Origin of the sequence: Kribbella sp. VKM Ac-2571 (genome assembly GCF_004362255.1) — a bacterium.
GTDB classification, from domain to species: Bacteria; Actinomycetota; Actinomycetes; order Propionibacteriales; family Kribbellaceae; genus Kribbella; species Kribbella pratensis.
Window position 1 is genome coordinate 141,522 of the sequence record NZ_SNWS01000020.1, and the last position, 25,694, is coordinate 167,215.

22 protein-coding genes are annotated in these 25,694 nt (G+C 67.9%); 6 read left to right on the top strand and 16 right to left on the bottom strand.

Going from position 1 to position 25,694, the window contains the following annotated elements; translation table 11 throughout:
- Positions 1–15: 15 nt before the first annotated feature.
- The 4 genes from EV651_RS34685 to EV651_RS34700 are packed head-to-tail and all read right to left on the bottom strand — an operon-like array spanning position 16 to position 4,965.
- Complete coding sequence (locus tag EV651_RS34685) at positions 16–846, bottom strand: carbohydrate ABC transporter permease (protein ID WP_133789481.1); 831 nt, start codon at positions 844–846, stop codon at positions 16–18.
- Between the two features lie 2 nt (positions 847–848).
- Positions 849–1,799, bottom strand: a complete 951-nt coding sequence (locus EV651_RS34690) for a carbohydrate ABC transporter permease (protein WP_133789482.1) — start codon at positions 1,797–1,799, stop codon at positions 849–851.
- The gene (locus EV651_RS34695; protein WP_202870648.1) at positions 1,796–3,160 is read right to left on the bottom strand and encodes an extracellular solute-binding protein; all 1,365 of its coding nucleotides are present in this window, start codon (positions 3,158–3,160) and stop codon (positions 1,796–1,798) included. The genes EV651_RS34690 and EV651_RS34695 overlap by 4 nt, the downstream gene beginning before the upstream one ends.
- Positions 3,109–4,965: a glycoside hydrolase family 127 protein gene (locus EV651_RS34700; RefSeq protein WP_133789483.1), complete on the bottom strand. Its 1,857-nt coding sequence runs from the start codon at positions 4,963–4,965 to the stop codon at positions 3,109–3,111. Before EV651_RS34700 ends, EV651_RS34695 begins: the two co-directional genes overlap by 52 nt.
- A 157-nt stretch (positions 4,966–5,122) precedes the next feature.
- Between EV651_RS34700 and EV651_RS34705 the strand changes: the two genes are divergently transcribed.
- Both EV651_RS34705 and EV651_RS34710 read left to right on the top strand, forming a co-directional pair.
- Positions 5,123–6,121 carry a LacI family DNA-binding transcriptional regulator gene (locus tag EV651_RS34705; RefSeq protein ID WP_133789484.1) on the top strand — a complete coding sequence of 333 codons (999 nt, stop codon included), beginning with the start codon at positions 5,123–5,125 and terminating at the stop codon, positions 6,119–6,121.
- Positions 6,122–6,205: 84 nt separating this feature from the next.
- Complete coding sequence (locus tag EV651_RS34710; protein ID WP_133789485.1) at positions 6,206–7,423, top strand: hypothetical protein; 1,218 nt, start codon at positions 6,206–6,208, stop codon at positions 7,421–7,423.
- On the opposite strand, the gene EV651_RS34715 is transcribed toward EV651_RS34710, so the two are convergent.
- From EV651_RS34715 to EV651_RS34765, 11 genes are all read right to left on the bottom strand, one after another.
- Complete coding sequence (locus EV651_RS34715; protein ID WP_133789486.1) at positions 7,386–8,366, bottom strand: acetylxylan esterase; 981 nt, start codon at positions 8,364–8,366, stop codon at positions 7,386–7,388. The two genes, EV651_RS34710 and EV651_RS34715, sit on opposite strands and share 38 nt — an antisense overlap.
- A gap of 42 nt (positions 8,367–8,408) precedes the next feature.
- Positions 8,409–10,718, bottom strand: coding sequence for a polysaccharide lyase 8 family protein (locus tag EV651_RS34720; protein WP_133789487.1), 2,310 nt, complete (start codon positions 10,716–10,718; stop codon positions 8,409–8,411).
- Between the two features lie 10 nt (positions 10,719–10,728).
- Positions 10,729–11,565 carry a GDSL-type esterase/lipase family protein gene (locus tag EV651_RS42055; protein ID WP_202870649.1) on the bottom strand — a complete coding sequence of 279 codons (837 nt, stop codon included), beginning with the start codon at positions 11,563–11,565 and terminating at the stop codon, positions 10,729–10,731.
- Between the two features lie 485 nt (positions 11,566–12,050).
- Positions 12,051–13,103, bottom strand: a complete 1,053-nt coding sequence (locus EV651_RS34730) for a right-handed parallel beta-helix repeat-containing protein (protein ID WP_133789489.1) — start codon at positions 13,101–13,103, stop codon at positions 12,051–12,053.
- Between the two features lie 47 nt (positions 13,104–13,150).
- Positions 13,151–13,852, bottom strand: a complete 702-nt coding sequence (locus EV651_RS34735; protein ID WP_133789490.1) for a DUF624 domain-containing protein — start codon at positions 13,850–13,852, stop codon at positions 13,151–13,153.
- Positions 13,849–15,828: a hypothetical protein gene (locus tag EV651_RS34740; RefSeq protein WP_133789491.1), complete on the bottom strand. Its 1,980-nt coding sequence runs from the start codon at positions 15,826–15,828 to the stop codon at positions 13,849–13,851. The genes EV651_RS34735 and EV651_RS34740 overlap by 4 nt, the downstream gene beginning before the upstream one ends.
- The gene (locus EV651_RS34745; RefSeq protein ID WP_133789492.1) at positions 15,828–17,603 is read right to left on the bottom strand and encodes a heparinase II/III family protein; all 1,776 of its coding nucleotides are present in this window, start codon (positions 17,601–17,603) and stop codon (positions 15,828–15,830) included. Before EV651_RS34745 ends, EV651_RS34740 begins: the two co-directional genes overlap by 1 nt.
- Positions 17,591–18,355, bottom strand: coding sequence for an SDR family NAD(P)-dependent oxidoreductase (locus EV651_RS34750; protein WP_133789493.1), 765 nt, complete (start codon positions 18,353–18,355; stop codon positions 17,591–17,593). Before EV651_RS34750 ends, EV651_RS34745 begins: the two co-directional genes overlap by 13 nt.
- Positions 18,356–18,389: 34 nt before the next feature.
- Positions 18,390–19,271, bottom strand: coding sequence for a carbohydrate ABC transporter permease (locus EV651_RS34755; protein WP_238157381.1), 882 nt, complete (start codon positions 19,269–19,271; stop codon positions 18,390–18,392).
- The gene (locus tag EV651_RS34760; protein WP_202870651.1) at positions 19,258–20,211 is read right to left on the bottom strand and encodes a carbohydrate ABC transporter permease; all 954 of its coding nucleotides are present in this window, start codon (positions 20,209–20,211) and stop codon (positions 19,258–19,260) included. The genes EV651_RS34755 and EV651_RS34760 overlap by 14 nt, the downstream gene beginning before the upstream one ends.
- A complete protein-coding gene (locus EV651_RS34765; protein ID WP_133789494.1) occupies positions 20,208–21,494 on the bottom strand; it encodes an extracellular solute-binding protein in 1,287 nt (428 codons plus the stop codon). Before EV651_RS34765 ends, EV651_RS34760 begins: the two co-directional genes overlap by 4 nt.
- Positions 21,495–21,738: 244 nt before the next feature.
- Between EV651_RS34765 and EV651_RS34770 the strand changes: the two genes are divergently transcribed.
- Complete coding sequence (locus EV651_RS34770) at positions 21,739–22,806, top strand: LacI family DNA-binding transcriptional regulator (RefSeq protein WP_202870652.1); 1,068 nt, start codon at positions 21,739–21,741, stop codon at positions 22,804–22,806.
- Between the two features lie 36 nt (positions 22,807–22,842).
- Positions 22,843–23,649, top strand: coding sequence for an RNA methyltransferase (locus EV651_RS34775; RefSeq protein WP_133789495.1), 807 nt, complete (start codon positions 22,843–22,845; stop codon positions 23,647–23,649).
- Between the two features lie 45 nt (positions 23,650–23,694).
- Here the strand turns inward: EV651_RS34775 and EV651_RS34780 are convergent, their stop codons facing one another.
- Entirely contained in the window at positions 23,695–24,489 is a 795-nt protein-coding gene (locus tag EV651_RS34780; protein ID WP_133789496.1) for a class I SAM-dependent methyltransferase, read from the bottom strand.
- A 170-nt stretch (positions 24,490–24,659) separates the two neighbouring features.
- Between EV651_RS34780 and EV651_RS34785 the strand changes: the two genes are divergently transcribed.
- Together EV651_RS34785 and EV651_RS34790 are read left to right on the top strand one after the other, a co-directional pair.
- Positions 24,660–24,956, top strand: a complete 297-nt coding sequence (locus tag EV651_RS34785; RefSeq protein ID WP_166658884.1) for a putative quinol monooxygenase — start codon at positions 24,660–24,662, stop codon at positions 24,954–24,956.
- Positions 24,953–25,693, top strand: coding sequence for an isocitrate lyase/phosphoenolpyruvate mutase family protein (locus tag EV651_RS34790; RefSeq protein ID WP_133789498.1), 741 nt, complete (start codon positions 24,953–24,955; stop codon positions 25,691–25,693). The genes EV651_RS34785 and EV651_RS34790 overlap by 4 nt, the downstream gene beginning before the upstream one ends.
- The last annotated feature ends 1 nt before the right edge of the window (position 25,694 follow it).

A 25,694-nucleotide genomic window follows, 5' to 3' on the forward strand; every position in this document is an offset into this window, starting at 1 on the left:
CAGCCTTGGCTCCGTCTAGCCTTTGACGGCTCCGGAGGCGAGACCGCTCACGTAGAACCGCTGCAGGCCTATGTACAGCACCACGCACGGGATCATCGCGATCACCGATCCCGCGACCAGCGAGCCGAAGTTGATCTCGCCGTACGCGCCGGCCTGGACGTTCACGAGCGCGACCGGCAGCGTGTAGAGCTCGTCCTTGGTCAGGAAGGTGAGCGCACCCAGGAACTCCGTCCAGGCCGCCAGGAACGCATAGAGCGCGACAGTCGCGGCGCCCGGAGTGATCAGCGGACGCAGGACGGAACCGAGCATCCGGAACGTTCCGCAACCGTCGACCTGCGCCGAGTCCTCCAGCTCCACCGGCACCGAGGCGAACGAGTTCCGCATCACGAACACCCCGAACGGCAGGTTGACCGTGGTGTAGAACAGCACCAGGCCCAGCAGGCTGTCCGTCAGCCGCAGCACGTTCATCTCCAGGTACAGCGGCGTCAGGATCGCCTGGAACGGAATCATCATCGACACCACCACCAGTGCGAACAGCACCGGACCGCTGCGGAACCGGAAGCGCGCGAACCCGTACCCGGCGAACGTGGCGAGCAACGCCGTCAGTACTGCGGTGCTGATGGCAACGATCAGACTGTTCCCGACCGCCCGGATCAGGTTTCCGGGCCCCTCGATCAACGTCCGGAAGTTGTCCCAGGTCAGGTCGAAGAACGTATTCCCGTCCGGGGCCGCGACGATCACGTCGTTCGGCTGCACCGACCGGAAGAGGGCCCACAGCAACGGTACGGCGAAGACCAGGAACGCGCCGCCACCGCCGATCACGTAAAACGTGTTCTTGAGTCGCATCGTCAGTCCTTCTCCCGGAGCAGGCGGAACTGGGCCGCGGTGACGAGACCGACCACGATCACCAGCACGATCGACAGCGCGGTCGCGGCGCCGAGCTGCAGCTGGACGAAGGCCCGGTTGTAGATGTACTGGACCACCGTCGTGGTGTCGGTGCCCGGCCCGCCGCGGGTGAGGATGTAGAACTGCGAGAACGCGAGCAGCGAACCGATCACCGAGATGATCACCGCCATCGCGATCGTCCGCCGCAGGATCGGGATCGTGATCTCCCACTCCTGTTTCCACCAGCCCGCACCGTCCAGCTCGGCCGACTCGTAGAAGTCACGTGGGATCGCCTGCATACCGGCCATCAGCAGCATCATCGTCAGCCCGCTGACCGCCCAGATCACCAGCACGCAGATCAGCCCGGTGGCGAGTGGCCCGTCCACCAGCCAGGCCGTCGTACCGTCGGTGATACCGAGCTTGCGGAGCACGATGTTGATCACGCCGCTGTCCGGCTGCGCCTCCAGGACGGTGACGAAGCTGAGCGTGGACAGTCCGACGACGAACGGCAGGAAGAAGACCGTCCGCAGCACCGTGGAGCCACGGCGTTTCCGGCGTACCAGGACCGCGAGCGCGTAGCCGAGCACCAGGATCGGCCCGGTCACGATGACCGTGTACAGCAAGGTGTAGAGGACGGACTTGGCGAACGCCGCGTCGGAGACGATCGCGGTGTAGTTCTTCAGGCCGCTGAACTTCACCGTGCCGATCAACGGCCAGTTGGTCAGCGAGATCACCAGCGCGAACCCGAGCGGGATCAGGACGAAGACCCCGACGAACAGTACGGCGGGACTCACGAGGAGCAGCCCGGTCCGCGATGGATGAGTCAGCGAGCCGTGGTCGGCGCGCCGCCGCGCCGCAGCTGCCTTGCGCAGTTCCGGATCCAGCCGGCGAGCACCTCGCACTCTGGTACTCATGCCTGCCCCTGTTTCAGGATGCGGTCGTAGTTCTGCTGTGCTTCCTTCATGGCGGCCTCCAGCTCGCCGTCGAACACGGCGCGGCGGAACATCTGCAGCCACGGCCCGTCCGGCTGGTTGTAGAGGAGGTTGTAGGAAAGCGTTGTCGGCGCGTACCCCTCCTGGATGCGCTCCAGCGGCAGCGTCGCCAGCGGGTACTTCTTCGCGAACTCCGGAGTCCGCGCATCGGACCGCACCGGCGTGTAACCGCCGGCCGGCAGATCGATCTGCTGCGGTAGATCCAGCGCGAACCGCACGAACTCCCACGCTCCCGACGCATTGCGGGCGCCGCGCGGGATACACATGTTGTCGCCGCCGTCGAAGAACGCCGCACCGCCGTCAGGCTCGGACAGCAACCGCGGCGTCACCTTCTGGTGGAACGCCTCGTCGGACGCGGACACGACCACGCTGTAGTTGGACGGAAAGATGCCGATCTTGCCGGCGCGGAAATCGCTCCCCCACCGGGACGCGTCGTCGGAGAAGTTCGCCCGCGGCACCAGCCCGTCGACCCACAGCTGCCGGTGCAGCTCGAGCATCTGCCGGACCACGTCGTTCCCGACGATGTGCCCGGACTGGCTGCCGATCGTGCCCTGGATCAGGTCCGTGTCCGCGGCCCACACCATCGGCTGGACGACGAAGCCGAGCGCTCCCGGACTGTTCGCCGGGAAACTCCACGCGTAGATGTCGTCGCCGAGTTTCCGGAATTTCCGCGCTGCATCGAGCAGGTTGCCGAACGACTTCACCGCCTCGTCGGGGTCGACGCCGGCCCGGTCGGACAGCTCGGTGTTGAACCAGAACATCGAGTTGTCCGCGAGGTACGGAACGCCGTACACCCGCTCGTCCTTGGTCGCCAGCCGGAGGTGGCCCGGGCTGAGTTTGTCCCGGAAGTCCAGCGCGGCGAGCGGTTCGGTCAGGTCGGTGAACGCGTCGCGGTAAATGAACAGCATCGAGTTGATGTCGTCGATGTCGACCAGGTCCGGCACCGTCCGGCCGCGGATTGCGGTCGCCAGCTTGGTCACGTACTGGGCGTCCAGGACCGGTGTCAGCTCGACGGTGAGCCGGTCCTGGGACGCGTTGAACTTCTTCACCAGGTCGGTCAGACCGCTCTGCGTCGCCGCCCGGCACCACACCTGCACGGTGCCGGTGGCGTCCTGCCCGAAACCCGCCGCCTGGACGTCGGGTTCGGGCAGGACCGAGCTACAGCCCGGGAGCAGACCGGCCGTGGTCGCCGCGGCGCCTACGCCGAGGAACTTCCGCCGGGTGAGCATCATCAGGCCCTGGGCAGCCAGACGCGCATGGCACCGATCTCCCGGTTCGCCCACGCGTAGTACGGGATCGCCGTCACCTCGACCTCGTCACCGGTGGAGTCGCCCGCATCGCCGGTGAACGGCCAGCCCTCGCGGTGCCCGGTGCCGGTACGTCCTCGTGCCGACAGGACTGTGACCCCGCCCAGCAGGTCCGAGCCCTGCGCGACAGGGGCCTCAGGCAACAGATGGAGGTCGTCGACGTTCGCCGTGTTGTCCGCCTGCTCGACGGCGTACACCAGCGGTCCCCGTTCGATGGCGACACAGCCCCGCACCGCGTCGATCCGCGGATCCGCACCGACCAAACGCGGTACGAGCGGCAACTGGAGGTCGATGTCGGCGGCTTCGACCCTGGCGTAACCACCCGCTTCGACGGGCTCCCCGTTGACCGTCGCACCGTCCGCCCATCCCGGAATACGCAGCTCGACCGCCACCGGTGTCGCGCTGGTGATGCGGACCGAGCCGTCCCACGGGTAGTTCGTGTCGACAGTCAGCTCGACATCGCCGGACTTGATGACGCCCGCGGCGTACTGATGGATCTGGACGGCGTCGTCGGTGGTCGTCGCGAGGTAGCCGTCGAGGCTCGACAGGGTGCGCATGATGTTCGGCGGGCAGCACGCGCAGTCGAACCAGCCGCGCCGTCCGTGCGCCGGACTCCGACCGGTGTCCGGGTACGCCGCCCCGCGCAGCTGCAACGGGTTGACGTAGAAGTACTCGGTCCCGGCCAGCGAGACGCCGGCGAGGAAACCGTTGTACAGCATCCGCTCGATCGCATCGCCGTACGACGCCTCACCGGTTCCGAGCAGCATCCGCCAGGCCCACTGGATTCCGCCGATCGCGGCACACGTTTCCGCGTACGCACGATCCGGCGGCAGCTCGTACTCGTCGCCGAACGCCTCGCCCTCCCAGCGCGCGCCCAGCCCGCCGGTGACGTACGTCTTCGTGGACCACATGTGGTCGAACTGCCGCTTCAGGGAATCCAGCAGCTCGGAGTCGCCGGTCTCCAGCGCGACGTCGGCCGCACCGGCGGCGAGGTAGACCGCGCGGACCGAGTGCCCCTCGACCGACGTCGCCTCGCGGACCGGGACCCGGTCGGAGAAGTACGCCGGCGAGTGTCCGTGCCGCTCGATGATCCCGTGCCCACGGGCCTCCACGAACCATTTCGCCAGGTCCAGGTACGCCGTCGTACCGGTTTCTCGATAAAGCTCGACGAGGGCCATCTCGATGACCGGGTGGCCGTCGATGTCGACCGTCTTGCCGTCGCCGAACGTCGCGACCAGGTGGTCGGCCAGCTTGGTCGCGACGTCGAGCAGCGCCCGGTCGCCGGTGCAGCGGACCTGGGCGACCGCGGCCTGGATCAGGTGCCCGGCGCAGTAGTGCTCGTGGCTCCAGACGAGTTGCTGGTAGCGGCCCTCGTCGCCGTAGCGGAGCTGGACGACCGAGTCGAGGTACCCGTCCTCGCGTTGGGCGGCCGCGACGACCGCGGTCAGGTCGCGGATGCGCTGCAGCAGGTCGTCGTCGGGGTTGCGCCCGTACTCCCAGGCCGCGGCCTCGAGCCATTTGTAGACGTCGGAGTCGGCGAACACCGGGCCGATCGCCTCGCCCTCGCCGATACCGGCCGCGAGGCGGAGGTTCTGCAGGTTTCCGGCCTTCTCGAGCTGGTCCTGGCCGCTCGGGATGGCGTCCGCGCCGTTGCGGGCCTGCCTCGGCGCCCAGAAGCCGCCGGTGATCGTGACCTGGCCGAGTCCGAGGGGGTGCCGGCGGCCCTTCGTGGTGGCCGCCGGGCTGCGGGAAGTAGTGACAGTTTCCGGGGAAGCGCTCATCTGCCGTGACTCCTGAGTTAGGAAAATCCGGAACACGTTTTCCTGGACGAAGGTAGAGAGCCTGCGGCGCCAGGTCAACCCCTGCCTGTGGATAAACTCCGAGCCGGTGGCGATTCGTGGGGTACTGTGCCGGAAACCTCAGGAAAGGAGTTGCCGCATGGCGTCACGGGGCATCCGCACGCCCGGGATCAAGGATGTGGCCGCGCTGGCCGGCGTGTCGGCGAGCACGGCGTCGAAGGCGCTGAACGACACCGGACAGCTCCGCGCGGCGACCCGCGAGCGCGTCCGGCAGGCTGCCGAACAGCTCGGATTCACCCCGGACAGCCGCGGCCGCGCGCTCGCGTCCGGGCGCAGTTTCACGGTCGGTCTGATCACCACCGACAGCTCCGGCCGGTTCAGCATCCCGATCATGCTCGGCGCCGAGGACGCGCTCAGCGCGGGCGAGATGGCACTGGTCCTCTGCGACACCCGCGACGACCCGCTCCGCGAACAGCACTACCTGAAGTCCCTGGTGTCGCGCCGGGTGGACGGCATCATCGTGACCGGCCGGCGGACCGAGGCGCGGGAGCCGATCGACGTGCCGATCCCGGTCGTCTACGCCTTCAGTCCGTCGACCGATCCGGACGACACGTCGGTGATCGTCGACGACCACGGCGGCGCCGCGTCGGCCGCGCGGCATTTGCTGTCCCTCGGCCGCGGACAGATCGCGCACGTCACCGGGCCGGAGTCACACCTGAGCGCACAGATCCGGGCCGCGGCGACCATGGGTGCCGCGCGGGAGGCGTTCGTCGGCCAGCCGCTGTACGGCGAGTGGAGCGAGCGCTGGGGCCGGCACGCGGTGGACGTACTGCTCCGGGCGCAGCCGACCGTGGACGCGATCACCTGCGGCAGTGACCAGATCGCCCGGGGCGTCTGCGATCGCCTGCGCGAGCTCGGTCGCTCGGTCCCCGACGACATCGCGGTCACCGGGTACGACAACTGGTCCGTGATGGCGCTGGCGAGCCGCCCACCGCTCACGACCGTCGACATGGAGCTCGAGGAACTCGGCCGCCGGACGGCCAACCTACTCCTCGACGTCATCGCCGGTTCGCCCCGCCGCGGCCAATTGATCCTCCCCACCCGCCTGATCACCCGCGAGTCGACACTCGGCACCTGAGCGGGTCGCGCGGCGGCCGTCCAGTCTTCGGATGGTCACCCGTACGACCGCCGTTGGTTGCCGAAAACCCTCTAGATTGATGCAGTGCTGCGCAAGCTGGTGATCGGCGTAGCGGTCATGGCCACTGTGATGGCTGGGGTGGGGACCGCGCGCCTGGTCCTTCCGTGGACCGATCCCGCCCGTGGCGTGGTGAAGCAGCTGGCGTTCCTGCGTGCCGAGCTCGAAGGCGGCGCGGATGTGGCCGCGCAGAAACAGTTTCCGGAGGGCTATTTCTTTCTGAACGTGCTGTACGGACTGACCTGGGTCCAGGTCGGCATCGACGAGCCCGAGCGATCCGCGGACGCGACGGCGGAGGTGCGGTGGGCGCTCGACCGGATCGCCTCTACGGACGGGATCGCGCCGTTCGACGAGTCGCTGCAACCGCGGTACGGCGTCTTCTACGCGGGCTGGACGAACTGGCTGCGCGGCGGGCTGATCGCGCTGGGGCACTCGGATGCCGCCGACCGCGACACGTTCACCAGCGAATCGGTGGAGATCGCCACCGCTTTCCGAACCGCGGAAACCCCGTTTCTGGCGGCGTACCCGGGGCAGGCCTGGCCGGTCGACTCGGTCGTCGCGATCGCCTCGCTCCGCCTGTACGACGCCTTGGTCGCACCGCGCTTCGGGCAGATCGCGCAGAACTGGGTGACGACGGCGAAGACGAAACTGGATCCGGCGACCGGGCTGTTGCCGCACCAGGCCGTTCCGCAGGTTTCCGGGGCGCGCGGTTCGTCGCAGGCGATGATCCAGCGGTTTCTGATCGACGTCGATCCGGTGTTCGCGCGAACGCAGTACGAGATCTTCAAGGACAAGTTCGTCACCGGGCTCGGCGTTCGCGAGTATCCGAAGGGCACGACCGGGCAGGGCGATGTCGATTCCGGGCCGTTGGTGTTCGGGAGGAGTTTGTCCGCGACCGTCGTCGCGATAGGCGCGGCGCGGGTGCACCACGATTCGCTCGCGGACCGGCTGGCGCGCGAGGGCGAACTGGTCGGCCTGCCGTTCAGCGGGCTGAAGACGAAGCGGTACCTGTTCGGCGCGGTGCCGATCGGCGGTGCGTTCCTGGCCTGGTCGACCTCGGCCCGGCCGCTGGCCTCCACCGAAGAGGGTGGCGGTGGCCAGGGAAGTCGCGACCAGGCGGAGTTGGACGGCGGGTCCGGCTGGTGGCGGCTTCCCTGGCTGGTGCTGCTGTGGCTACCGGCGTTGATCCTCTGGGGCGCGCTCCGCCTCAGGCATCGTGGCCGAAGGCGGAGGCGAGCGCACTGAGCTTGCGCGGCAGGTCGTATTCCGCGCCACCTTCGTGCCCGTTGTAGGTGAACACCTCGATTTCCGCGGGACCGGCGTACCGGTGGTAGGCCGCGAACACCGTCGACGGCGGGCAGATGTTGTCCATCAGCGCGACCGAGAACCACGCCGGGCAGGTCGCCCGGGCGGCGAAGTTCACCGCGTCGAAGTAGGACAGCGTGCCGATCGCGGTCTCGGTCTCGAACCGGTGCCCTTTGAGCCAGCGCGCGATCTCGGCGTACGGACCGTTGTCGGTGATCTGCGACGCCCGCCGGTAGTGCGACAGGAACGGTACGTCGGCGATGGCGGCGGACAGGTCGGCGCGCAGACCGGCGACCGCGATCGCCAGGCCTCCGCCCTGGCTGCCACCGACCACGGCGACCCGATCGCTGTCGACATCCGGGCTGCTCTTCGCGGCGTCGACCGCACGGACCGCGTCAGTGATCAGCCGGCGGTAGTAGTGCTTGGCCGGATCCTCGATTCCGCGGGTCAGGAAACCCGGTGCCGACGATCCGTGTCCTTCCGGCGCGATGTCCGGAGTTTCCGAAACGGTTTTTCCGCCACCGCCCTGGCCGCGGTTGTCCATGATCAGGTGCGCGTACCCGGCCGCGCTCCAGGTCAGCCACTCGTACGGGATTCCGCGGCCACCGTTGTAGCCGATGTACTGCACGACCGCGGGCAGCGGCCCGGTGCGATGGCGGGGCAGGAGCAGCCACGCCTTCACCGGTTGACCACCCCACCCGCTGAACGTGACGTCCTGGACCTCGACGGTCGCCAGACGTGCGTCGTACGGCATGAACCGGGCATCGATCAGTCGGCCGGCCGCGTCGTCGAGCGTCTGCTTCCAGAACGCGTCGAAGTCCGCGGGCTCCTCCGGCTCCGGCCGATACTCACGCAACCGGTCCAGGGGCATGTCGACCAGCATTCGCCATCCTTTCAGTGGGAGCGACTTTCAGTAACTGCGTTCTCAGCGGAAGCAGACCGTGGCGGCGTTGCCGTGGCGGTCGGTCGTGTCGACGACGATGCGCCAGCCGCGGCCACGGCGGCTGACCGTCACGCCGGCATCGGCCTTCGTCAGCAGCAGGTCGGGCTTGTCCAGGTCGACGGTGACCGAGGTACGGGTCTGCGTCGGATCCGAGATCGCGACCGTTCCGCCGGCGACCACGATCGAGGCCGGACCGTCGGCGGCGAGTTCGGCGACGGTGCCGGCCGTCCAGAAGTTGGCTGCCAGGACGTCGCGCAGCCGGACCGCGTGCGCCGTACTGTCTGCCCGCAGTTTCTGGACCGGGAGCTTGCCGGCGAACGACTTCGTCTCCGCAAGTGTTGCGGTCGGCAACTGCACGTAGAAGTAGCGCTCTCCGACGGGCGCCGTACCGTGCGCGAACCACACGGTTTGGTAGGGCCGGGTCACCGGAGTGTCGGTGCCGTACTTGAGGTTGATCTCCCGCCAGGTCGCGGTCCGGTTCTCACGCAGCGTCTGGACCGGAGTGCGATCGGGGAACACGTAGCCGCCGGTTCCCTCGAGATGACACCAGCCCAGCGCGGCAGTGAAGGTCTCGGAGCCGGTGCGCAGTTTGCGGTTCTCGACGATCGTCTCGACGGTGCCGTCGCCGGTGATGTCCGACCCGAGGCACACCATCACGTCGTCGATCAGGAACCAGCTCTTCAACGCCCGAAGGTTCGTTCCGTACCCACGCAGATCCATGCCGTAGGCACCGATCGTCCGCCGCGGAATCGATGCACCCCCGACCCAGTCGGCCTCGCTGGTACTGCGGAAACCGTAGGAGTCAGCCAGCCGTCGGGCGTCAATCGTTGTCCCCGGCAACCTATACGGATCGACTGTCGGCCAGTAGTCGCCCGAGTAGTGACCGAGGTCGTCGTCGTACAGCAGCACCATGCCGTCGGACAGGTGCCAGCCGTGCAGGTTCTCGGTCTGGATCGACTCGTAGTTGTAGATCCGCGAGGAGTACGCGCTCAGTCCGATCGTGAACGACGGACGGTGGTGCGCGACCTTGTCCATCCGCGGGTACTGCTTGTGCACGACGAGCGGACCGCGGGCCGGCACCGACGACGCGAGGACGTTCCGGGCCGCCACCAGCGAGGCCGGATCGGTCACCGTCAGGAAATCCCGGAAAGTATCTTCGGTGATCCACTGCTTGACCAGCGCGGTCAGTTGCGCGGCCCGTTCCGTTGGCGCGGCCGGGATCAGGCGCAGCGTGCCCTCGATGATCGTCTGGGTCGGCGCGTGGTTCTGCTTGCTGGGACGGGCGATCTCACGGCCGCAGACCGAACCCATCAGGTCACCGCGCACCATCAGCGGATCGAAGGCGTCGTTGATCCAGCCGTAGATGTTCTCGAGCTCCGGATCGGTGACGGTCCACTCGGTCCCGCCGAGCAGGTAGAGCAGAGAGGAAAGCGTTCCGAGCAGTTCCTTGCCGTAGCCGCCGTTGTACGGATGCTTGTAGTGCTGCAGGAACGATCCGTCGCTGGAAAACCCCTCGCCGGTTCCGTCGATCCGGCCGGGCGCATCGTTGAAGGCGAGCACGCTGTTCGCGCCGCTGCCCTCGACGTCGCTGATCGCGTCGCGGACCCGGACGAGCGCCGCGGTGTCGCCGTCGAGGACAGCGCGGATCGCGACCACGGTGGCGATCCAGACCCGGTTCGCGCCGGTGGCGATCTGGCGGTCGGCGCGCCACAGGTTCGGGTCGGGCGTGTAGTAGTTGATGGCCTGCGTGTACGTCGTACGCACGTCCGCCGGAATCACGTCGTACAGCAGGACCAGTGTGTCGGCGAAGGCGGAGGCGCCGCCGATCTCCCAGTCGTAGTCGTTGTCGTACCGCGGGAGCGTGGGGCTGTAGCGGTTCGCGTGCATCCATTCGAGAGCGCTTCGGATGTCGTCGGCAACCGACGCGTTCCCTTGGTAGGCCGATCCGTTCGTGGCCCAGGCGACCGCGATCTGCTTGATCCGGCGGAAGTTCGAGGCGACGTGGTTGGAAAGCGTTGTACTCGCGAGGTCCGGCCAGAGAGTGGTGCGGTTCGCCGAGCGGTCGAGGGTGGCGAGGGCGGACTGGGCGAGGCGGTCGACTCGGGCGATCGCGACGGCGAGATCCGGGTCGGCGGGGTCGACCGTCGGGCCGCCGGTGAGCAGCGTCTGCCAGCGGAGGCGGAGCTCGTCGGTGGACGCGTCGGCCCAGGTCGGTGTGGGGAGAGCGAGGAGCGCGGCCCCGCCGATCATTCCGCCGAGGACACTCCGGCGGCGGAGAGTGAGGTCAGGCATGTGGATCCTCTCAAAGAGCTAGGGCGATCGCCTTTGCGCCGGCGGAGTTGGGGTGCAGACCGTCGCCGCTGTTGAAGTCGGGGCGGAGTCGGGCGGGATCGGCCGGGTCGCGGAGGGCGGCGTCGACGTCGAGGAGTCGGTCGAAGAGGCGTCCTTGCCGGAGTACGCCGTTGACGTCATTGCGGACCTGGTCCAGTGCTTCGGTGTAGCGGATCCAGCCTTTGAAGGGGCCGATCGTCGCGCCGATCACCTCGAGGTCGTGGTCGTGCGCGCGGCGTACCAACTGTTCGTAGGCCTGGAGGATCCGGGCCGGGTCGGTCTGGCTGGGCGGTTGCTGGATGTCGTTGATGCCCAGGAACATCACCAGCGTCGCGACGTTCGGCAGGCCGAGTACGTCGCGGTCGAACCTGGACTGACCGCTGGGTCCGAAGCGGGCGTCGTCGAGCAGAACACGGTTTCCGCTGATCCCGAGGTTGGCGATCGCGGGGCGCCGGCGGAACCGCGCGGCGTACTGGTCGGGCCAGCGGAGGTTGGCGTTGTCCGGTGTGCCGACGCCCTCGGTGATCGAGTCGCCGAGGACCGCGACCATCTGACGTCCGGTCGCCGGGACGTCGACGCCAGTGAGCAGGAACACCGAGTTCGTGGCGCGATCTCCGATGTAGCCGGTCGCATGCACGTTCCGGTGGAAGCTCAGCGGACCGGTCGGACCGGGCACGTACATGCTCACCACCAGATCCGCGCCATCCGGCAGGTCCAACGCGACCGGATCGCTCGCCACGGTCGCCCCTGCGGCCAGCACTACGTCCTTCTCGCCGCCGAAGAACACCGGCTCGGCATTAGCCGTCACCGGCCCCACCACGACCGGGGCAGAACCAAACGGATTCGCAAACCGCAATCGAATCGCAGGACCGGCCACGGCCGCACCATCAACCGCCGGAACACCGTCGCCGGCCTGAGAGGTGGTGCCGGCGGAGAGCCGGAGCTTGTATCGGAGGGTGGTATCGGTGAAGCCACTCGTTGCGTCAGCGTCCGCGGCGGTGGGAGCGGTCTGCGCCGTCGCCCAACTCGCAGCCCACCGGCGTGTGCGCGAGTTCGTGGGCGCTGGGGTGTCGGCGATGGCTGCAGCGGACGACGTTGCGCCCACCGCAGTGCCGAGGATCCCGACAGCCGCACCGCCGAGGACTCTACGACGCGACACACCGCCATCTGCACTGCCTGCGCTGCCTGTGCTGCCTGTGCTGCCTGTGCTGCCTGCGCCTGGGCGGCGCGCAACAGTGCGCACGGACGGACGCGCGTTTGATGAGTCGCCCGTTCGGTCGGAAGGCCTACTCATCAGCAGGCCGACGCGGGGGTGAAATCGGCGGCGTAGGTGCCGACGGAATCTCCACCGGTGTTTCCTGACATGGTGTTTCCGCAGACCTGACCCTGCGGCGTCCGCATGAACTTCACGCCGCCCGACGCGTTGTTCATGATCGTGTTTCCGTAGACGTTGTTGTCGACGCCATCGGTTTCCGTGTCGCCGCCGAGGCGAACGCCGGCGCCGGTGTTGTCGTGGATCGTGTTGTAGCGGAACGTGTTTCCGTTGCCGCGGGCGTCCAGTCCGCCGGAGCTCGAGTCCTTCTGCTGACTGCAGTCGTTGTGCTCGATCACGTTCGCGGTGGAGTTCTCCTTCACGTCGACACACTCGTTGCCGTACGTCGCGATCGTGTTGTCGTGGATGTGGTTGTTCCGGCTACGGTCCGCCTGGGCGTCCGGTGCGCCGTTCTGACCCTGCTGCTCCGGCGCGGTCCCGAGGTAGATCCCCTCGCCGTTCTTCCCGCCGTCGTTGAACTTGAAGTCGTACACGCCGCACGGACCGACGGTGTTGTCGTGGACGTCGGCGTTCGTGATCAGGTACCGCAGCCGCAGGCACTCGCCGCCCGCGTTCTTCAACCGCATGTTCCGGATCGTCAGCGTGCCCACGCCGTCACCAGGCGACGTGCTCATCACGTACACGAGCTTGTCCCGGTACCCGTCCTTGCTGGACGAGGACCCGAACAGCCCGTCGATCGTGAACCCGTCCAATGTGACGCTGTCGTGCTGGATCTGGAAAATGCGCGAGTTTCCGGCGCCCTTCACGACTGCGGTCGACGGGCCGGTGATCGTGACACCGGATCTGATCGTCACCGCGTCCTGGAGATAGGTGCCGGAGGCAAGATGTACGGTCGCTCCGCGGGGCGCGGTATCCAGCGCTTTCTGGATGGTCGCGAACGGCGTACCGGTCGACGTACCGGAGTTCGCGTCGCTGCCGGTGGTGGCGACGTAGTAGTCGGTCGCGGCGTGCGCCGGGACCGCAGGCAGCGCCAGCGCGGCGCCGAGAAGCAGGATCGGGACAGCTCGGGACATGGTGGTCCTCCTGGTTGGGCGGTTTGCTGCCTATGAGTGCTGTCTGGCTAGGAGTGGTCAGCGACGAGCAGGCCGACCAGAACCGGAACTGTGGTGCCGAGGAGCAAGGGACCTGCTGGTACGACGAGCGAGAAGACAGGCGCGGCGACTGCGGCGCCGAGCAGTGCGGTGCCGCGCGGTACGGAGGTGAAGGCGAGCCGGAACGCCGTACGGCGCCAGTCGGCGGATGATCCGGACGGGTTGCGGCCCGCGGCGACGGCGAGCGCGAGGTGGTAGGTGACCGCGGCGGCGATCAGACCGACGTGGATCATGAACAGCGTCAGGACGAGGGGCCCGGACCGGCCGAACAGGAACGACAAGTTGCTCGCGGCAATCACTGCGGCGATCGTCATCAGGACGGAGTGCGGCAGGAGCGGGCGCCAGTACTTGCGCCAGCCGGCGAACACCCCGGTGAAACACCGTGTGTCACCGTCGGTCCGCCACCGATTGAGCGCGAACCCAACCGCAGCCAACGCCGGCAACCACGTCACGATCCCCAAACACAAGACCGTGAACGCCACCCCCGCCGCCGCCGGATGAGCAACCCACCCCAACCACTCCAACCCCCGCCGACCCACCCCACCCCCGCCTCGCCGTCCCACACTCGCGACGTCCCGCCACCCCACATCCGCGCCTTCTCGCCGATCCGCGTCCGCGGCGGCTCGCCGGGCTGTGGCGCGGGGTGGGGGCTGGGTGGTGGGGCGGGTCATAGGGTGACCGTCCTTGCTGGGGTGCGGATGATGGCGCGGACCGCCACGCCATCACGATCGGCTTGCTGTGGGTGATCGCCCGCTCCGACGGCCGCATTGCCGGCAATTGTGATGGCCTGGGCGTCCAGTACTCCTTCGTCGTCGGCGAGCAGGACGGTCTCGTCGTCGAAGGCGATGCCGAAGCCGTGGGTGAGGTCGAGTCGGCGAGCCGTCGGCCGAGTCGGGTGGAGGGCGGACGTTGGCTCGATCGTGGTGAGGAGGGTGGCGGTCGTCGACTGATGGGCGGTAGCGCGGAGTGTGTGCATCGTGCGGGTCAGGCGGAGGCTGGGAGTGCTGGACGTCGGGTTGGCCTCGACCTCCGTCACCGCAGACTCGACCGTCAGCGGCGTGTGGAATCGGACCCACGCCTGCGCGGACCCGGACCGCAGCGCGATCTCGTCGGCGTACTCGATCGGCCAGTCGGCGTGCAGCAGGAGAGTCCAGTCACGCGGGGAGTCGGCCGCGCAGCGATCCAGCAGTACGAGCCGTCCCGCCGGGGTGAAGACCAGCGTCCGATCGAGCCGCGTGATGCCCAGTTCGGGCGGGTACATCGCCGCGATCTGCGCGGTGGCATGCGCCATCCCGTCGACCGCGTGTACGTCGACCATTCGCGCCTGACGCTCGTACGGAATCCCCTTGTAGACGTGATACCGGTCCTCGTCGGCGTACCCGAAGCCGTCGACCAGGATCAGGTTGTGGTCCCCCGCCCGCTTGCGGTTGCTGTATCCCTCGTCCACGGCCAGGAACGCGCCCCGCGACGTCAGCACGAACGATCCGGAGTCGGGATGATGGTGCCCGGCGCTCAACGTGTCCCATTCACGCTCGCGGTCCAGCCGGTGCGACGTCTCCCAGGCCTGGTGCCCGCCGCCCGGCGCCGCCTTGAACGACACCATCGTTGCCTCGTCGTCCCATCCGGTCCGCGCCGTGACGAGGCCGAGGTCCGGAAAGTACGCGGAAAGTGGCGCGGTCTTCGCAGGATCGACAGGCGGTAGCGAATCGTCGTACCAGAGCAGTTCGAGGTACGCCTCCGGCATCACGCCCGGCTTCACGCCGCTCGCGTACGCCTCCCGCCAGAAGAAGCGTTCGGACACGAGATCCGCCAGCCACTGCGCCTCACCGATGCGGTATGCGGACGCGAGTTTCCGGTACAGCGCAACACTGTGTCCGCTCCGCCGGTCGTGACAGTCGCCGTGATCGATGTTTTCCTCGAACCCCGGCGCGCACTGCTGCAACCGGTAGGAAAACGTGTTCGCCAGGAACCGGCAGCGCTCCCACCAGTCGAGCCCTTCCTGGTCCTGCAGCAGATCGAGGTACGTCGCCAGCCACGGAACGCCGTACCGCCAGTAGACGACGCCCTCCATGTCCGACCCGTCGGCCGGCAGCAACTCGATGACTGTCTCGAAGTTCCGCCGGGCACGTTCGGTCCACTCGGTGCGACCCAGCGCGTACCCGGCCGCAGCGAGCCCGGTGTAGCAGATCCAGTTGTGGTTCTGCCAGTAGGACGAACTCCACCACGAGCCCTCGGACTCGACGGCGAACTCGTACAACCGCGAACCCTGCAACTCGAGCTTGGCGCGCAACTCGTCGGCCAACTCGAAGTCGTCGCCGAGCCAGGTGGAGGCGACGGACAAGCCATGGAGCAACCACCCCGCGTCGAGATCGTGGTCCGGCAGGTGCGCCTTGCCCCAATGGGGGAAACCGATTGCGGCCGAGATCCAGCGGGCTGCCTCGGACCGGTAGCCCTCGTTGCCGGTCAGGCGGTAGGCAAGCGCGAGGTTCGCGGCGGCCGGGCCGAAGTAGGTGATGCTCGCGGACGGGTGCTCGGTCGGCGGGGTCTGCGTGCGGTACCAGTCGCACTGCTCCCGCAACCGCCGCCACTGCGCGGCATACCGCCCGTCGAGCCCGGCCCGCACCTCCGCGATCCGCTTGTCGAACATCACAGCCCTCCGATCGAGTGCTCATGCCCGTCGACGGTGATCGCGTCCCCGACCAGCCGCACGTCCACAGGCGCGGTCGAGTAGACAGAGCAGTACGTCGCGTCCGCACCGACCACCGTCCAGTCGACCCACGTCCGCACCCGCTGCGGATCATCAGCCGGCCCAGGACCCGGCCGAACCACCGGCACAGCACCACCCAGTACGACGTCGCCCGGCGCAGCGTCACCCTGTCCGGCGTCAACGGGCACACCGCCGACGTGGTATCCGTACAGCGTCTCGTCGCCGACCCACGTTGTCCGGATCGCGTCCGGTCCAACCTCCACGGCCAGCTCGACATCGGGCCGGAACTGCAGGACGATCTCGCGCTCGCGATCCGCTGTCACCCGGACGACATCCACCAAGTAGTTGTTGCCGGCAATCAACTTCCGCACCGCACGTACACCGTCGTACCAACCGTCGATCGTGGCCCTCACCGAGTCCTCGTCGTGCGTCAACTCGCCCGTTGCCTCGGCGGGTTCGAGGTTGTCGATGCGGATCGTCGGATGCGCGGTGACGGACTTGTAATGGGCGCGCCATTGGGCATGCCCGTACGGGACCTGACCGGGATCGGGTTGCCACGGGGTCGTGGCGCCGTACAGGAAGAGCGCGAGCTTGTCGTGGTGCCCATGGGAGCCACCGTGCGGCCCGTGGTCGAGGATCGCGTGAATCCCGGGCACGCGAATCACCGCATAGGACGAGCTCAGATGTGTGCCCTGGAACGAGGTTGGCTCCGGGGCGCGGGGCGGGCCGCCGAACCATCCGGTGAGCTTGTCCTCCAGGCCGTCGTACGCCGAGCCGACCTCTGCCAGAGCCAGACCAGCGACGGCATCCAGACCGTGAGCCGTTGTGAACTGACGGGCCAGCGCCACGATCTCCAGCCACTCCAGCGCGAGCGGCACCCGGAGATATGGGCCGTCGTGGAGAGCCGGGAGAATGCCGCCATCGGTGGCGATCGAGGCGAGGGCCGTGATCATCTTCTCGAGGCGGTCGGGCACCAGCGACGGGTCGACGCCACGCAGGCTCAGCAGATAAGCGCGCAGTACGAAGCCGTGGTAATACGTGCTGGCCTCCCACTCCCAGCCGTCCTCGCCGGTCGTCACGTCCAGGTGTGCGAACTGCCCGTGCTCGCCGGTCAGCCACTCCTTCTCCCCGGACCACACCTCACCGCGAACGGCCGCAGCCGCCTGACTCGCCGTCGTACCGAGCGCGTTGAACCACGCCGTGTAGTTGGACGAGAATTTGTCCTGGGCAACCATCGCCTCACGCGCCCGCTGTGCCCCGGCAACCATGTCATCGAGCATCGGCAACGTCTCACGGAGGTCGGCCCGCCCAGCCAGGTTCAGGATCGAGTGCGCGATCGGAACACCCCACACTGCATCGGTGAGCGCCTGGTGAAAGAGCCGCCCGCGCTGCATCCACCCCTGCGCCTGCTCGTGCTCCCCCGCCTTCGTGAGGTCCGAATACAACCGCGCGTACGACGAGAGCAGGTCAGCGCCACCGCCGTCGTACGAGAGCAAGCGGATCCGCCGCGCCCAGAAGTGATGTGCCAGCACCGTCCACGCGCCACGCACCGCGGGCGTGTCGACGCGGCAACCGTAGGAACACGGCACGCCGCCGGCCGGAAAGTTTCCGGAATCGAATCCGACGTGCGCCAGCTCGACGCCGTGGGCCGGGCACACGTACTCGTGCCACCAGCCACCGCGTTCCGTCGGCGGATTTCCGTTCAGCGCGGCCACGTGCCACCGTCGATGTCGATGGTGATGCCGGTCAGGTACCCGGACGCCGGCAGCGCCAGGAACCGGACCGCGTTCGCCACGTCCTCGACCTGCCCGGCGCGGCCGATCGGCGTGCCCGCGACCATGTTCGCCTGCGCCGCCTCGGTGGAAAACGTTTGATGGAACGCCGTCTCGGCGATGTACCCCGGTGCGACCGAGTTGACCGTGATCCCCTGCGGCCCGAGCTCCTTCGCCAGGCCCTTGGTGAATCCGCGGATCCCGGCCTTCGCCGCCGCGTAGATCACCGACCCGGGACCGCCGCCGTTGTGCGCGGCGAGCGAGGCCATCGTGATGATCCGCGGGTTCGCCGACTGCGCGAGGTGCGGAATCGCGGCCCGGGTGGTCCGGAACGTCGCGCCCAGATTCACGTCCACGACCTGCTGGAAGTGCTCGTCGGTCATGTCCTCGACCTTGACCCGCCCGATCAGGTGACCGGCGTTGCAGACCAGGACGTCGAGACCGCCGAGGAAACCGGCCGTTTCGTCGAGCAGCCGGTCGACGTCCGCCGTACTCGTCACGTCGGCGCCGACCGCGATCGCCTTCCGGCCGAGTTCCTCGATGTCGGAAACGGTCTGCGCGGCCGCATCGGCGGACTTTCCGTAGTGCACGACCACGTCCGCGCCGGCCGCCGCCAGGCCGAGCGCGATCCCGCGGCCGATGCCGTGCCCGGCTCCGGTCACCAGCGCGCGCGTCCCCTGCAGTTCCCCGGTCATAGAAACAGTCCTTTCAGTCAGTATCAGCTGAGTGTCATTTGATGCCCGCGGTCGCGAAACCTTGGACGAAGTAGCGCTGCCCGATCAGGAACAGCACCACCATCGGCACGGTGGCCAGCGTGGTCCCGGCCATCAGGAACGCCCACTGGGTGTCGTTCTCGGTGCGGAAAACGGAAAGTCCGACCTGGATCACCCGCAGGCTGTCGCTCTTGGTCACCAGCAGCGGCCAGAGGAAGTTGTTCCAGGATCCCTCGAAGGTGAGCAGCGCGACCGTGATGAACGCGGGCTTCACCAGTGGCGTCATGATCCGCGCGTAGATGCCCAGCTCACCGAGGCCGTCCAGCCGGGCCGCCTCCTCCAGTTCCACCGGCAGGTCCAGGTAGAACTGCCGGAACAGGAACACCGAGAACGGGCTGACCGCGCCCGGGATGATCAGCGCCCACCAGGTGTCCAGCCACCCGGTGCCGCCCTGCCCGGTGATGTCGTTCCCGCCGAACAGCGGCATGAACCGCACGATCAGGAACTCCGGCAGGATCTTCGTGTACGTCGGGATCATCAGCGCACCGACGAACGCGAGGAAGATCAGCGAACTGCCCCGGAACCGCAGCCGCGCCAGCGCGTACCCGGCCATCGAGGCGATCAGCACGTTCAGCACGGTGTGACTCGCGGCGATCACGAAGCTGTTCCGCGCGTACGTCGCGAACGGCGCGGCGTGCAACGCGTCCGCATAGTTGCCGAAGGCCCACTTCGTCGGGAACAACCGCGGCGGGACCGCGGCGATGTCGCCGGGGCTCTTCACCGAGGTGAGCAGCATCCAGACGAACGGCACGATCATCACCACAGAGATCGCAGTCAGGGTCAGGTAGAGCGCGATCCGGCCGGTCCGGGCCCGGCGGGAGGTCTCAACGGGTGGCACGGTCACCTCCGGTGATCCGCCGGTTCAGCAACGTCAGGAACAGCAGCAGTGCGAACAACACCAGGCTCTGCGCGCATGCGTATCCCATCCGGAACTCCCGGAAAGCGGATTTGTAGATTTCGTAGGTCATCATCGTCGTGCTGTTGGCCGGCCCGCCGTCGGTCAGGATGTACACCTGGTCGAACGACTGGAACGCGCCGATCACCGACGTGACGAAGACGAAGAACGTCGCCGGCCGGAGCAACGGCAGGGTCAGGCTGAAGAACTGCCGGAACTTCGACGCGCCGTCCACCGACGCCGCCTCGTAGAGATCGGTCGGCAGACTTTGCAGCGCGGCCAGGTAGATCAGCATCTTCAGGCCGATCCCCTGCCAGATCCCGACCACGATCACCGCCGGCATCGCCCAGTCCGTCGACGACAGCCACGCCGGGCCGTCCAGACCGAGGAACGAAAGGACAGCGTTGGCCAGACCGCTGCGTGGGTCGTAGATCCACAGCCACACCAGTGCCACCGCGATCGTCGCGGTCACCTGCGGAATGAAGATCGCGGTCCGGAAGATCGCCCGTCCGGCCAGCCGGGTGTTCAGCATCAGCGCGATCAGCAGCGCGATGCCCATCGCCACCGGCACCGTGAAGAACGTGTAGACACTCGTGTTCAGTACGGCGCGACGGAAAACGTTGTCGGAAAGTAGGTCGCGGAAATTTTCCAGGCCGATGAAACGCGGCGGCGTGAGCACGTCGTACGACGTGAAACTCAGCACAACCGCGGCGACCAGCGGGATGCCGATCCAGATCAGCGCGTGCAGCACGGCCGGCGCGACCATCAGCAGACCGGCCCGGCGGCGGGCACGCTGCAGCCCCCGGCGCCGGGGCGGAGCAGCGGAGGGCCCGGATGCGGCCGCGCGCACCCGGTCCCGCGTCGGCACCATCGTTCCGCTCACAGTCGCGAAATCGCTTCCTTGCTCAGGTTCGCGAGCTCGTCGATCGCTTCCTTGGCGGTCCGCTTGCCGACCACAGCGGTCTCGAGGGTGGTCTTGATCTTCTCCCGGATCTCCATCCAGGCCGCCGTACCGCCCTCGGACCGGGCCTTGCTCATGTTGTCCAGGGCAAGCTTCACGAAACCGTTCTCCTTGACGTAGTCCGAGGTCCGCAGGTCCTGGACACCGGGCACGGAACCGCGTTGTTCCGCGGTCGGCAGGATGGATTCCGGCGTACCCATGAACTCCACCAGCGCCTGGGCCGCGGCGGCGTGCTTGGAGGAGGCCGACCGGGCCACCATGGTGCCGCCCTGCAGCATCGCGGGCACCTTGTTGGCCAGGATGAACGCCCCGACCTTGTCCTCCTTGAGCAGCTCCGGGTTCTGCTTCTTGAGCTGCACCCAGAGGGAGTTGTTCGACATCATCATCGCGGCGCGACCTTGTTGCAGCGTGGTCGGCTGACCGGCGGCCGACTTGAACGAGTAGTCGGCCGACTTGTCCTTGATGACGTCGAGGAACAACTGCAACGCCTCGACGCCACGGTCGTCGTTGAACTTGACCTCGTGCCCGCTCTCGTCGAACAGGTTGCCGTCGTTCGCGAACAGGAACGTCTCCCAGCACTGCCGGAGATCGATCGAGAACGGGTCGAAGCCGACCCGGCTGAGCTTGCCGGAGCCATCGCTGCGGGCCAGTTCCTTGGACATCTCCCGCAGTTCGGCCCAGTCCTTCGGCGGTGCCTTGATCCCGGCCTCGGCGAACAGGTCCTTGCGGTAGGTGACGATGCGGGTGTCGAGGACCATCGGCAATGCGTACAACTTGCCGTCGTACCGGGACGGCTCGAGGACGCGGTCCTCGTACTCGTACCGCTTGGCCAGGTCGTCGGGCAGCGGCGCGAGCACTTTCTTGTGCGCGAACGGCGGGATCCAGCCGACGCCGAGCATCACCACGTCCGGCATCAGGCCGCCGGCCAGGCTGGTGGTGATCTTCTCGTTCAGGGCTGCATACGTCGTGTAGTCGACCTTGACCGTGACGTTCGGGTTCTTCTGCTTGAACGCCGGCAGCAGCTTGCCCTCCAGCAGGTCCTTGCCGGTGCTGCCCTCGTACAGCGGGGTGAGCAGGCTGATCTCGCCTTCGACGGGTCCGTCGGCGGTCGCCTGGCTGTTGCCGGACGACGCGGAGCACCCGGTGGCGGCGGCGACCGCGCCGAGCCCGAGGGCCGTCAGGACTGATCTGCGGGTGTACTCCATGGCGCGCCTTTCGTGGTGCTGCGGAGGGGAGAGAGAAGGGAAGGAAGAGTTGTGGTGCAACGATCTACCAGCCGGAGCGGCGCAGTTGTGCGAGGCTGGTGCAACGATGCACCGCATGCTAGGAACGGATTTCATCGCCCGTCAAGAGGTTGGCCCTCACGAACTTGAAGCTGGACTTTGGACCGCAGGTGATGCATCGTTGCACTGCGGCACGGCAGCACCGACGAGGTGACAGAATGCGCGGGTGGGCGGTGAATTGAGAACTGGCGAGGTGACGATCCAGCAGGTCGCGACCGAGGCGGGTGTCTCGCCGAGCACGGTGTCGAACCTGCTCAACGGGCGCAACCACCGGATGCTGCCGGAGACCCGGCAGCGGATCGAGCGCGCCATCGACAAGCTCGGCTACCGGCCGAACCGGGCCGCCCGGCAACTGCGCACCGGCCGGAACACCACGATCGGGCTCGTCGTCCCCTCGGTGGGCAACCCGTTCTGGGGCGCGCTCGCGCGGCACCTGGAATCCGCGGCGCTGGCCGAGGGATACCACGTGCTGCTCTGCAATTCCGAGCGCGATCCCCGGCGCGAGCGCGATTACGTCGACGAGTTGTGGGCCGACGGCGTCCACGGCGTCGTACTGTGCTCGTCGCTGCCGTCGCTCGAGCATGTGATGCCGCTGGTCGAGCGCGGGCTGCAACTGGTCGCCTTCGACCGTACGTCGCAAGCCGGCGACCCCGCATCTCTCGTCAGCATCAGCGTCGACAACGCGATCGGCAGTCAGCTCGCCACGCAGCACCTCACGGATCTGGGGCATCGCCGGCTGGCGTTCGTGTCCGGCGCGTTGGCGAGCGTCAACCGCAAGGAGCGGTACCGCGGGTTCACGGCCGGTCTCGAACAGGCGGGAATCGATCCGGCGACTTCGGTCCGGGCGCCGGTCAAGGGCGATGCGGACGACTTCGGGGATGTCGAGGCGTCCGAGTTGGGTCGCGCGGCCGCGGCGGAGCTGCTCGCGCTGGAGGAGCCGCCGACCGGGATCGTCGCGATCAACGACATGTGCGCGCTCGGGGTCTGCCGCGGGCTGCGGGACGGCGGACTCGAGGTGGGCAAGGACGTGTCGGTGGTCGGGTTCGACGACATCGTGCTCGCGGATTTGTACGCGCCGACGCTCACGACGGTCCGGCAGCCGATGAAGGAGATGGCGGCCGCCGCGTTCACCCAACTCCGATCCCGCCTGGACGACTCCGGACCGACCCAGGGCCAGTCCCTACTCTTCCGCCCCGAACTGATCGTCCGCGAGTCAACCGCCCCACCGACCTGAGGTCCAGCGGCCGCCACGTCGTCGTAGGGTGGGGCGGTGCAACGGATTTCGTCGCGGAACGCTCGGTTTCAGGTGTGGCAGGCGTCGCTGACCAATCGCACCAAGCGGCAGCGGTCCGGCGAGTTCCTGGTGCAGGGCGTGCGCCCGATTTCGGTTGCCGTGGACAACGGTTGGCCCGTGCGCACCGTCATCACCGACGCATCCCGGCCCTTGTCCCGGTGGGCTTCCGACCTGCTGCAGCGGCTGCCGGACGTCGAGCGGGTCGCGATGGCGCCGGAGTTGCTGGCCGAGCTCGGCGAGAAGGAGGAGCCCGAGCTGATCGCCGTACTGGAGCTGCCTGCCGACGATCTCGATCGGATCCCGGTCGGGCCGGAGTTCCTGGGCGTCGTCTTCGACCGGCCGACCGGGCCCGGGAACATCGGGTCGATCATCCGCTCCGCCGACGCGTTCGGCGCCGACGGGGTGATCGTGACCGGGCATGCCGCCGACGTCTACGACCCGAAGGCGGTCCGCGCGACGACGGGATCGCTGTTCGCGGTTCCCGCCGTACGCGCGCCCTCTCATCGCGAAGTCCTAGATTGGGTACGCCGGTCCACGCAGCCGGTCGTCGTGGTCGGCACCGACGAGCACGGGTCGACCGACGTCTACGACTTCGACTTCACCCAGCCGGTCCTGCTGCTGATCGGCAACGAGACCGCCGGCCTGAGCACAGCGTGGAAGGAAGCGGCCGACCACCTGGTCCGGATCCCGATCACCGGATCAGCCAGCTCCCTCAACGCCGCGAACGCCGCAACCGCGGTCCTCTACGAAATCTCCCGCCAGCGCTCACACTCTCCCCACTGACCACATCCACCCACCGCCCGCAGACGGTTGGCGAGGGAATGGTGCTCAGGCGGTGCAGAGTAGTTCGCCGTGGAGGATGGAGATGCAGGCGTCGGGGGTGTCGGCCCAGGTCCGCCACGCCTGGGAGATCGCCTCGAGTTGCTGCTCCGGTACGCCGGATGCGCGCGCCTGATCCGCAAGAGCCGACTTGAGGATGCGGTCCGCCCACATGCCGCCCCAGAACGCACGATCCTCCGGGTTGGCGAACGCCCAGGTCGACGTGGTCGCTTCCGCCTGCTCGAAGCCGGCCGCAAGCGCCCAGGACAGCAGGCGCCTGCCCGCGTCCGGTTCGCCGCTGTTGGCGCGCGCCATCCGCTGGTAGAGCGCCATCCACTCGTCCAGTTCGGGAAGCTGCGGATACCAGACGAAGCCGTGATAGTCCGAGTCGCGGACCGCGACAATGCCGCCCGGCTTGCACACCCGCCGCATCTCCCGCAGCGCCTGCACGGGATCCGCCACATGCTGCAGGACCTGATGCGCATGTACGACGTCGTACATGTCGTCCGGCAGATCCAGTGCGTGCACGTCGCCGACGACGAACTGCACGTCGAGCTCCAGGTTTTCGAACGCGGCCTTGGTGATGTCGAGTGCGGCGGCGTTCGCCTCCAGCGCGGTCGTCCGGCCGGGCGCGACGAGGCGGGCCAGGTCGGCGGTGATGGTGCCGGGACCGGCGCCGACATCCAGCAGAGACATGCCGGGCCGCAGGTGCGGAAGCAGATATCCGGCCGAGTTCTCGGCGGTCCGCCAGCTGTGCGACCGCAGGACCGATTCGTGATGGCCGTGCGTGTAAACGTTGTTCATCCCAGGCTCCTTTGCCTTTCTCGACAAGCCTCACGCTAGACCAGGATCTTGCTGAATGAGACATATCGTCTTGCAGTACGAGACGACGTATGTGACCGAATATGGCCGGACCGGGCCTGTACCGGCGGGTGAACCTTGAGGGACCCGAACAGAAACCCAGGAGGAATCCGATGCTGGCAAAGGTGTTTCCGATCAAGCTGAAGGACGGCAACCAGGCCGCTGCCGAGGCGATCGTGCAGGAGTTCGCTCCGAAGGGACCGGGTGCCGAGGAGGGCACGTTGTCCTTCCGCGTGTACCGCGACCCGTCGAACCCGGACTACCTGTTGTTCGTCGAGCACTTCGCGGACCAGGCGGCGTACGACGCGCACACCGGGTCGGCGGCGTACAAGGAGCTGATCGCGGGCCGGTTCGCCGATCTGATCGTCGAGTTCGTCGAGGTCGACCACGAACTGCTGGTCAGCCTGTGAACGACCTGGCGCGACGGCTGCGCGAACTGCACGGGCAGCCGCCGCTCGTGCTGCCGAACGCGTGGGACGCCGGCTCGGCGCGGGCGATCGAGGCCGCGGGGGCGACGGCGATCGCGACGACGAGCGCGGGTATCGCCTGGGCCGCCGGTGTGGACGATGCCGGCGGACTCAACCAGAAATCCGCGATCGCCGCACTGCGCGCGATCTGCGCGGCAGTTTCCGTCCCGGTCACGGCCGACATCGAGGCCGGGTACGGCGATGTCGCGGGGACGGTGACCGCTGTCGTCCAGGCGGGTGCGGTCGGCATCAATATCGAGGACAGCACGGCTCGGGTCCTGGATGATCCGCTGGTGCAGGCCGAGCGGATCAAGACGGCACGCGCGGCAGCTGTTGCCGCTGGCATCGATCTCGTGATCAACGCGCGGACCGACACGTACTTGTTCGGTGACCGGACCGGCACGACCGAACGCGCGAAGATCTACGCCGATGCGGGCGCGGATGTGCTGTTCGTACCGGGTGTGGTCGACCTTCCGACGATCGCCGAACTCGTGCTGGAGTCGCCGCTGCCGCTCAACGTGATGGTCGGGCCGGGTGCGCCGACGGTCGCTGAGCTCGCGGAGGTCGGCGTGGCGCGGATCAGCGTCGGGCCGGCGATCACGAGTGCGGCGTACGCGCTGGCTCAGTCGGGCGCCGAGGAACTGCTGACCAGCGGCACCTACGCGGGATTGACCAGTTGAG

Excerpts from the sequence above, each read along its gene's own strand:
- EV651_RS34730 (WP_133789489.1), bottom strand. The coding sequence starts at position 13,103 with ATGTCCCGAGCTGTCCCGATCCTGCTTCTCGGCGCCGCGCTGGCGCTG.
- EV651_RS34705 (WP_133789484.1), top strand. The coding sequence starts at position 5,123 with ATGGCGTCACGGGGCATCCGCACGCCCGGGATCAAGGATGTGGCCGCG.
- EV651_RS34765 (WP_133789494.1), bottom strand. The coding sequence starts at position 21,494 with ATGGAGTACACCCGCAGATCAGTCCTGACGGCCCTCGGGCTCGGCGCG.
- EV651_RS34690 (WP_133789482.1), bottom strand. The coding sequence starts at position 1,799 with ATGAGTACCAGAGTGCGAGGTGCTCGCCGGCTGGATCCGGAACTGCGC.
- EV651_RS34685 (WP_133789481.1), bottom strand. The coding sequence starts at position 846 with ATGCGACTCAAGAACACGTTTTACGTGATCGGCGGTGGCGGCGCGTTC.
- EV651_RS34735 (WP_133789490.1), bottom strand. The coding sequence starts at position 13,852 with ATGACCCGCCCCACCACCCAGCCCCCACCCCGCGCCACAGCCCGGCGA.
- EV651_RS34700 (WP_133789483.1), bottom strand. The coding sequence starts at position 4,965 with ATGAGCGCTTCCCCGGAAACTGTCACTACTTCCCGCAGCCCGGCGGCC.
- EV651_RS34740 (WP_133789491.1), bottom strand. The coding sequence starts at position 15,828 with ATGTTCGACAAGCGGATCGCGGAGGTGCGGGCCGGGCTCGACGGGCGG.
- EV651_RS34780 (WP_133789496.1), bottom strand. The coding sequence starts at position 24,489 with ATGAACAACGTTTACACGCACGGCCATCACGAATCGGTCCTGCGGTCG.
- EV651_RS34750 (WP_133789493.1), bottom strand. The coding sequence starts at position 18,355 with ATGACCGGGGAACTGCAGGGGACGCGCGCGCTGGTGACCGGAGCCGGG.
- EV651_RS34715 (WP_133789486.1), bottom strand. The coding sequence starts at position 8,366 with ATGCTGGTCGACATGCCCCTGGACCGGTTGCGTGAGTATCGGCCGGAG.
- EV651_RS34720 (WP_133789487.1), bottom strand. The coding sequence starts at position 10,718 with ATGCCTGACCTCACTCTCCGCCGCCGGAGTGTCCTCGGCGGAATGATC.
- EV651_RS34785 (WP_166658884.1), top strand. The coding sequence starts at position 24,660 with ATGCTGGCAAAGGTGTTTCCGATCAAGCTGAAGGACGGCAACCAGGCC.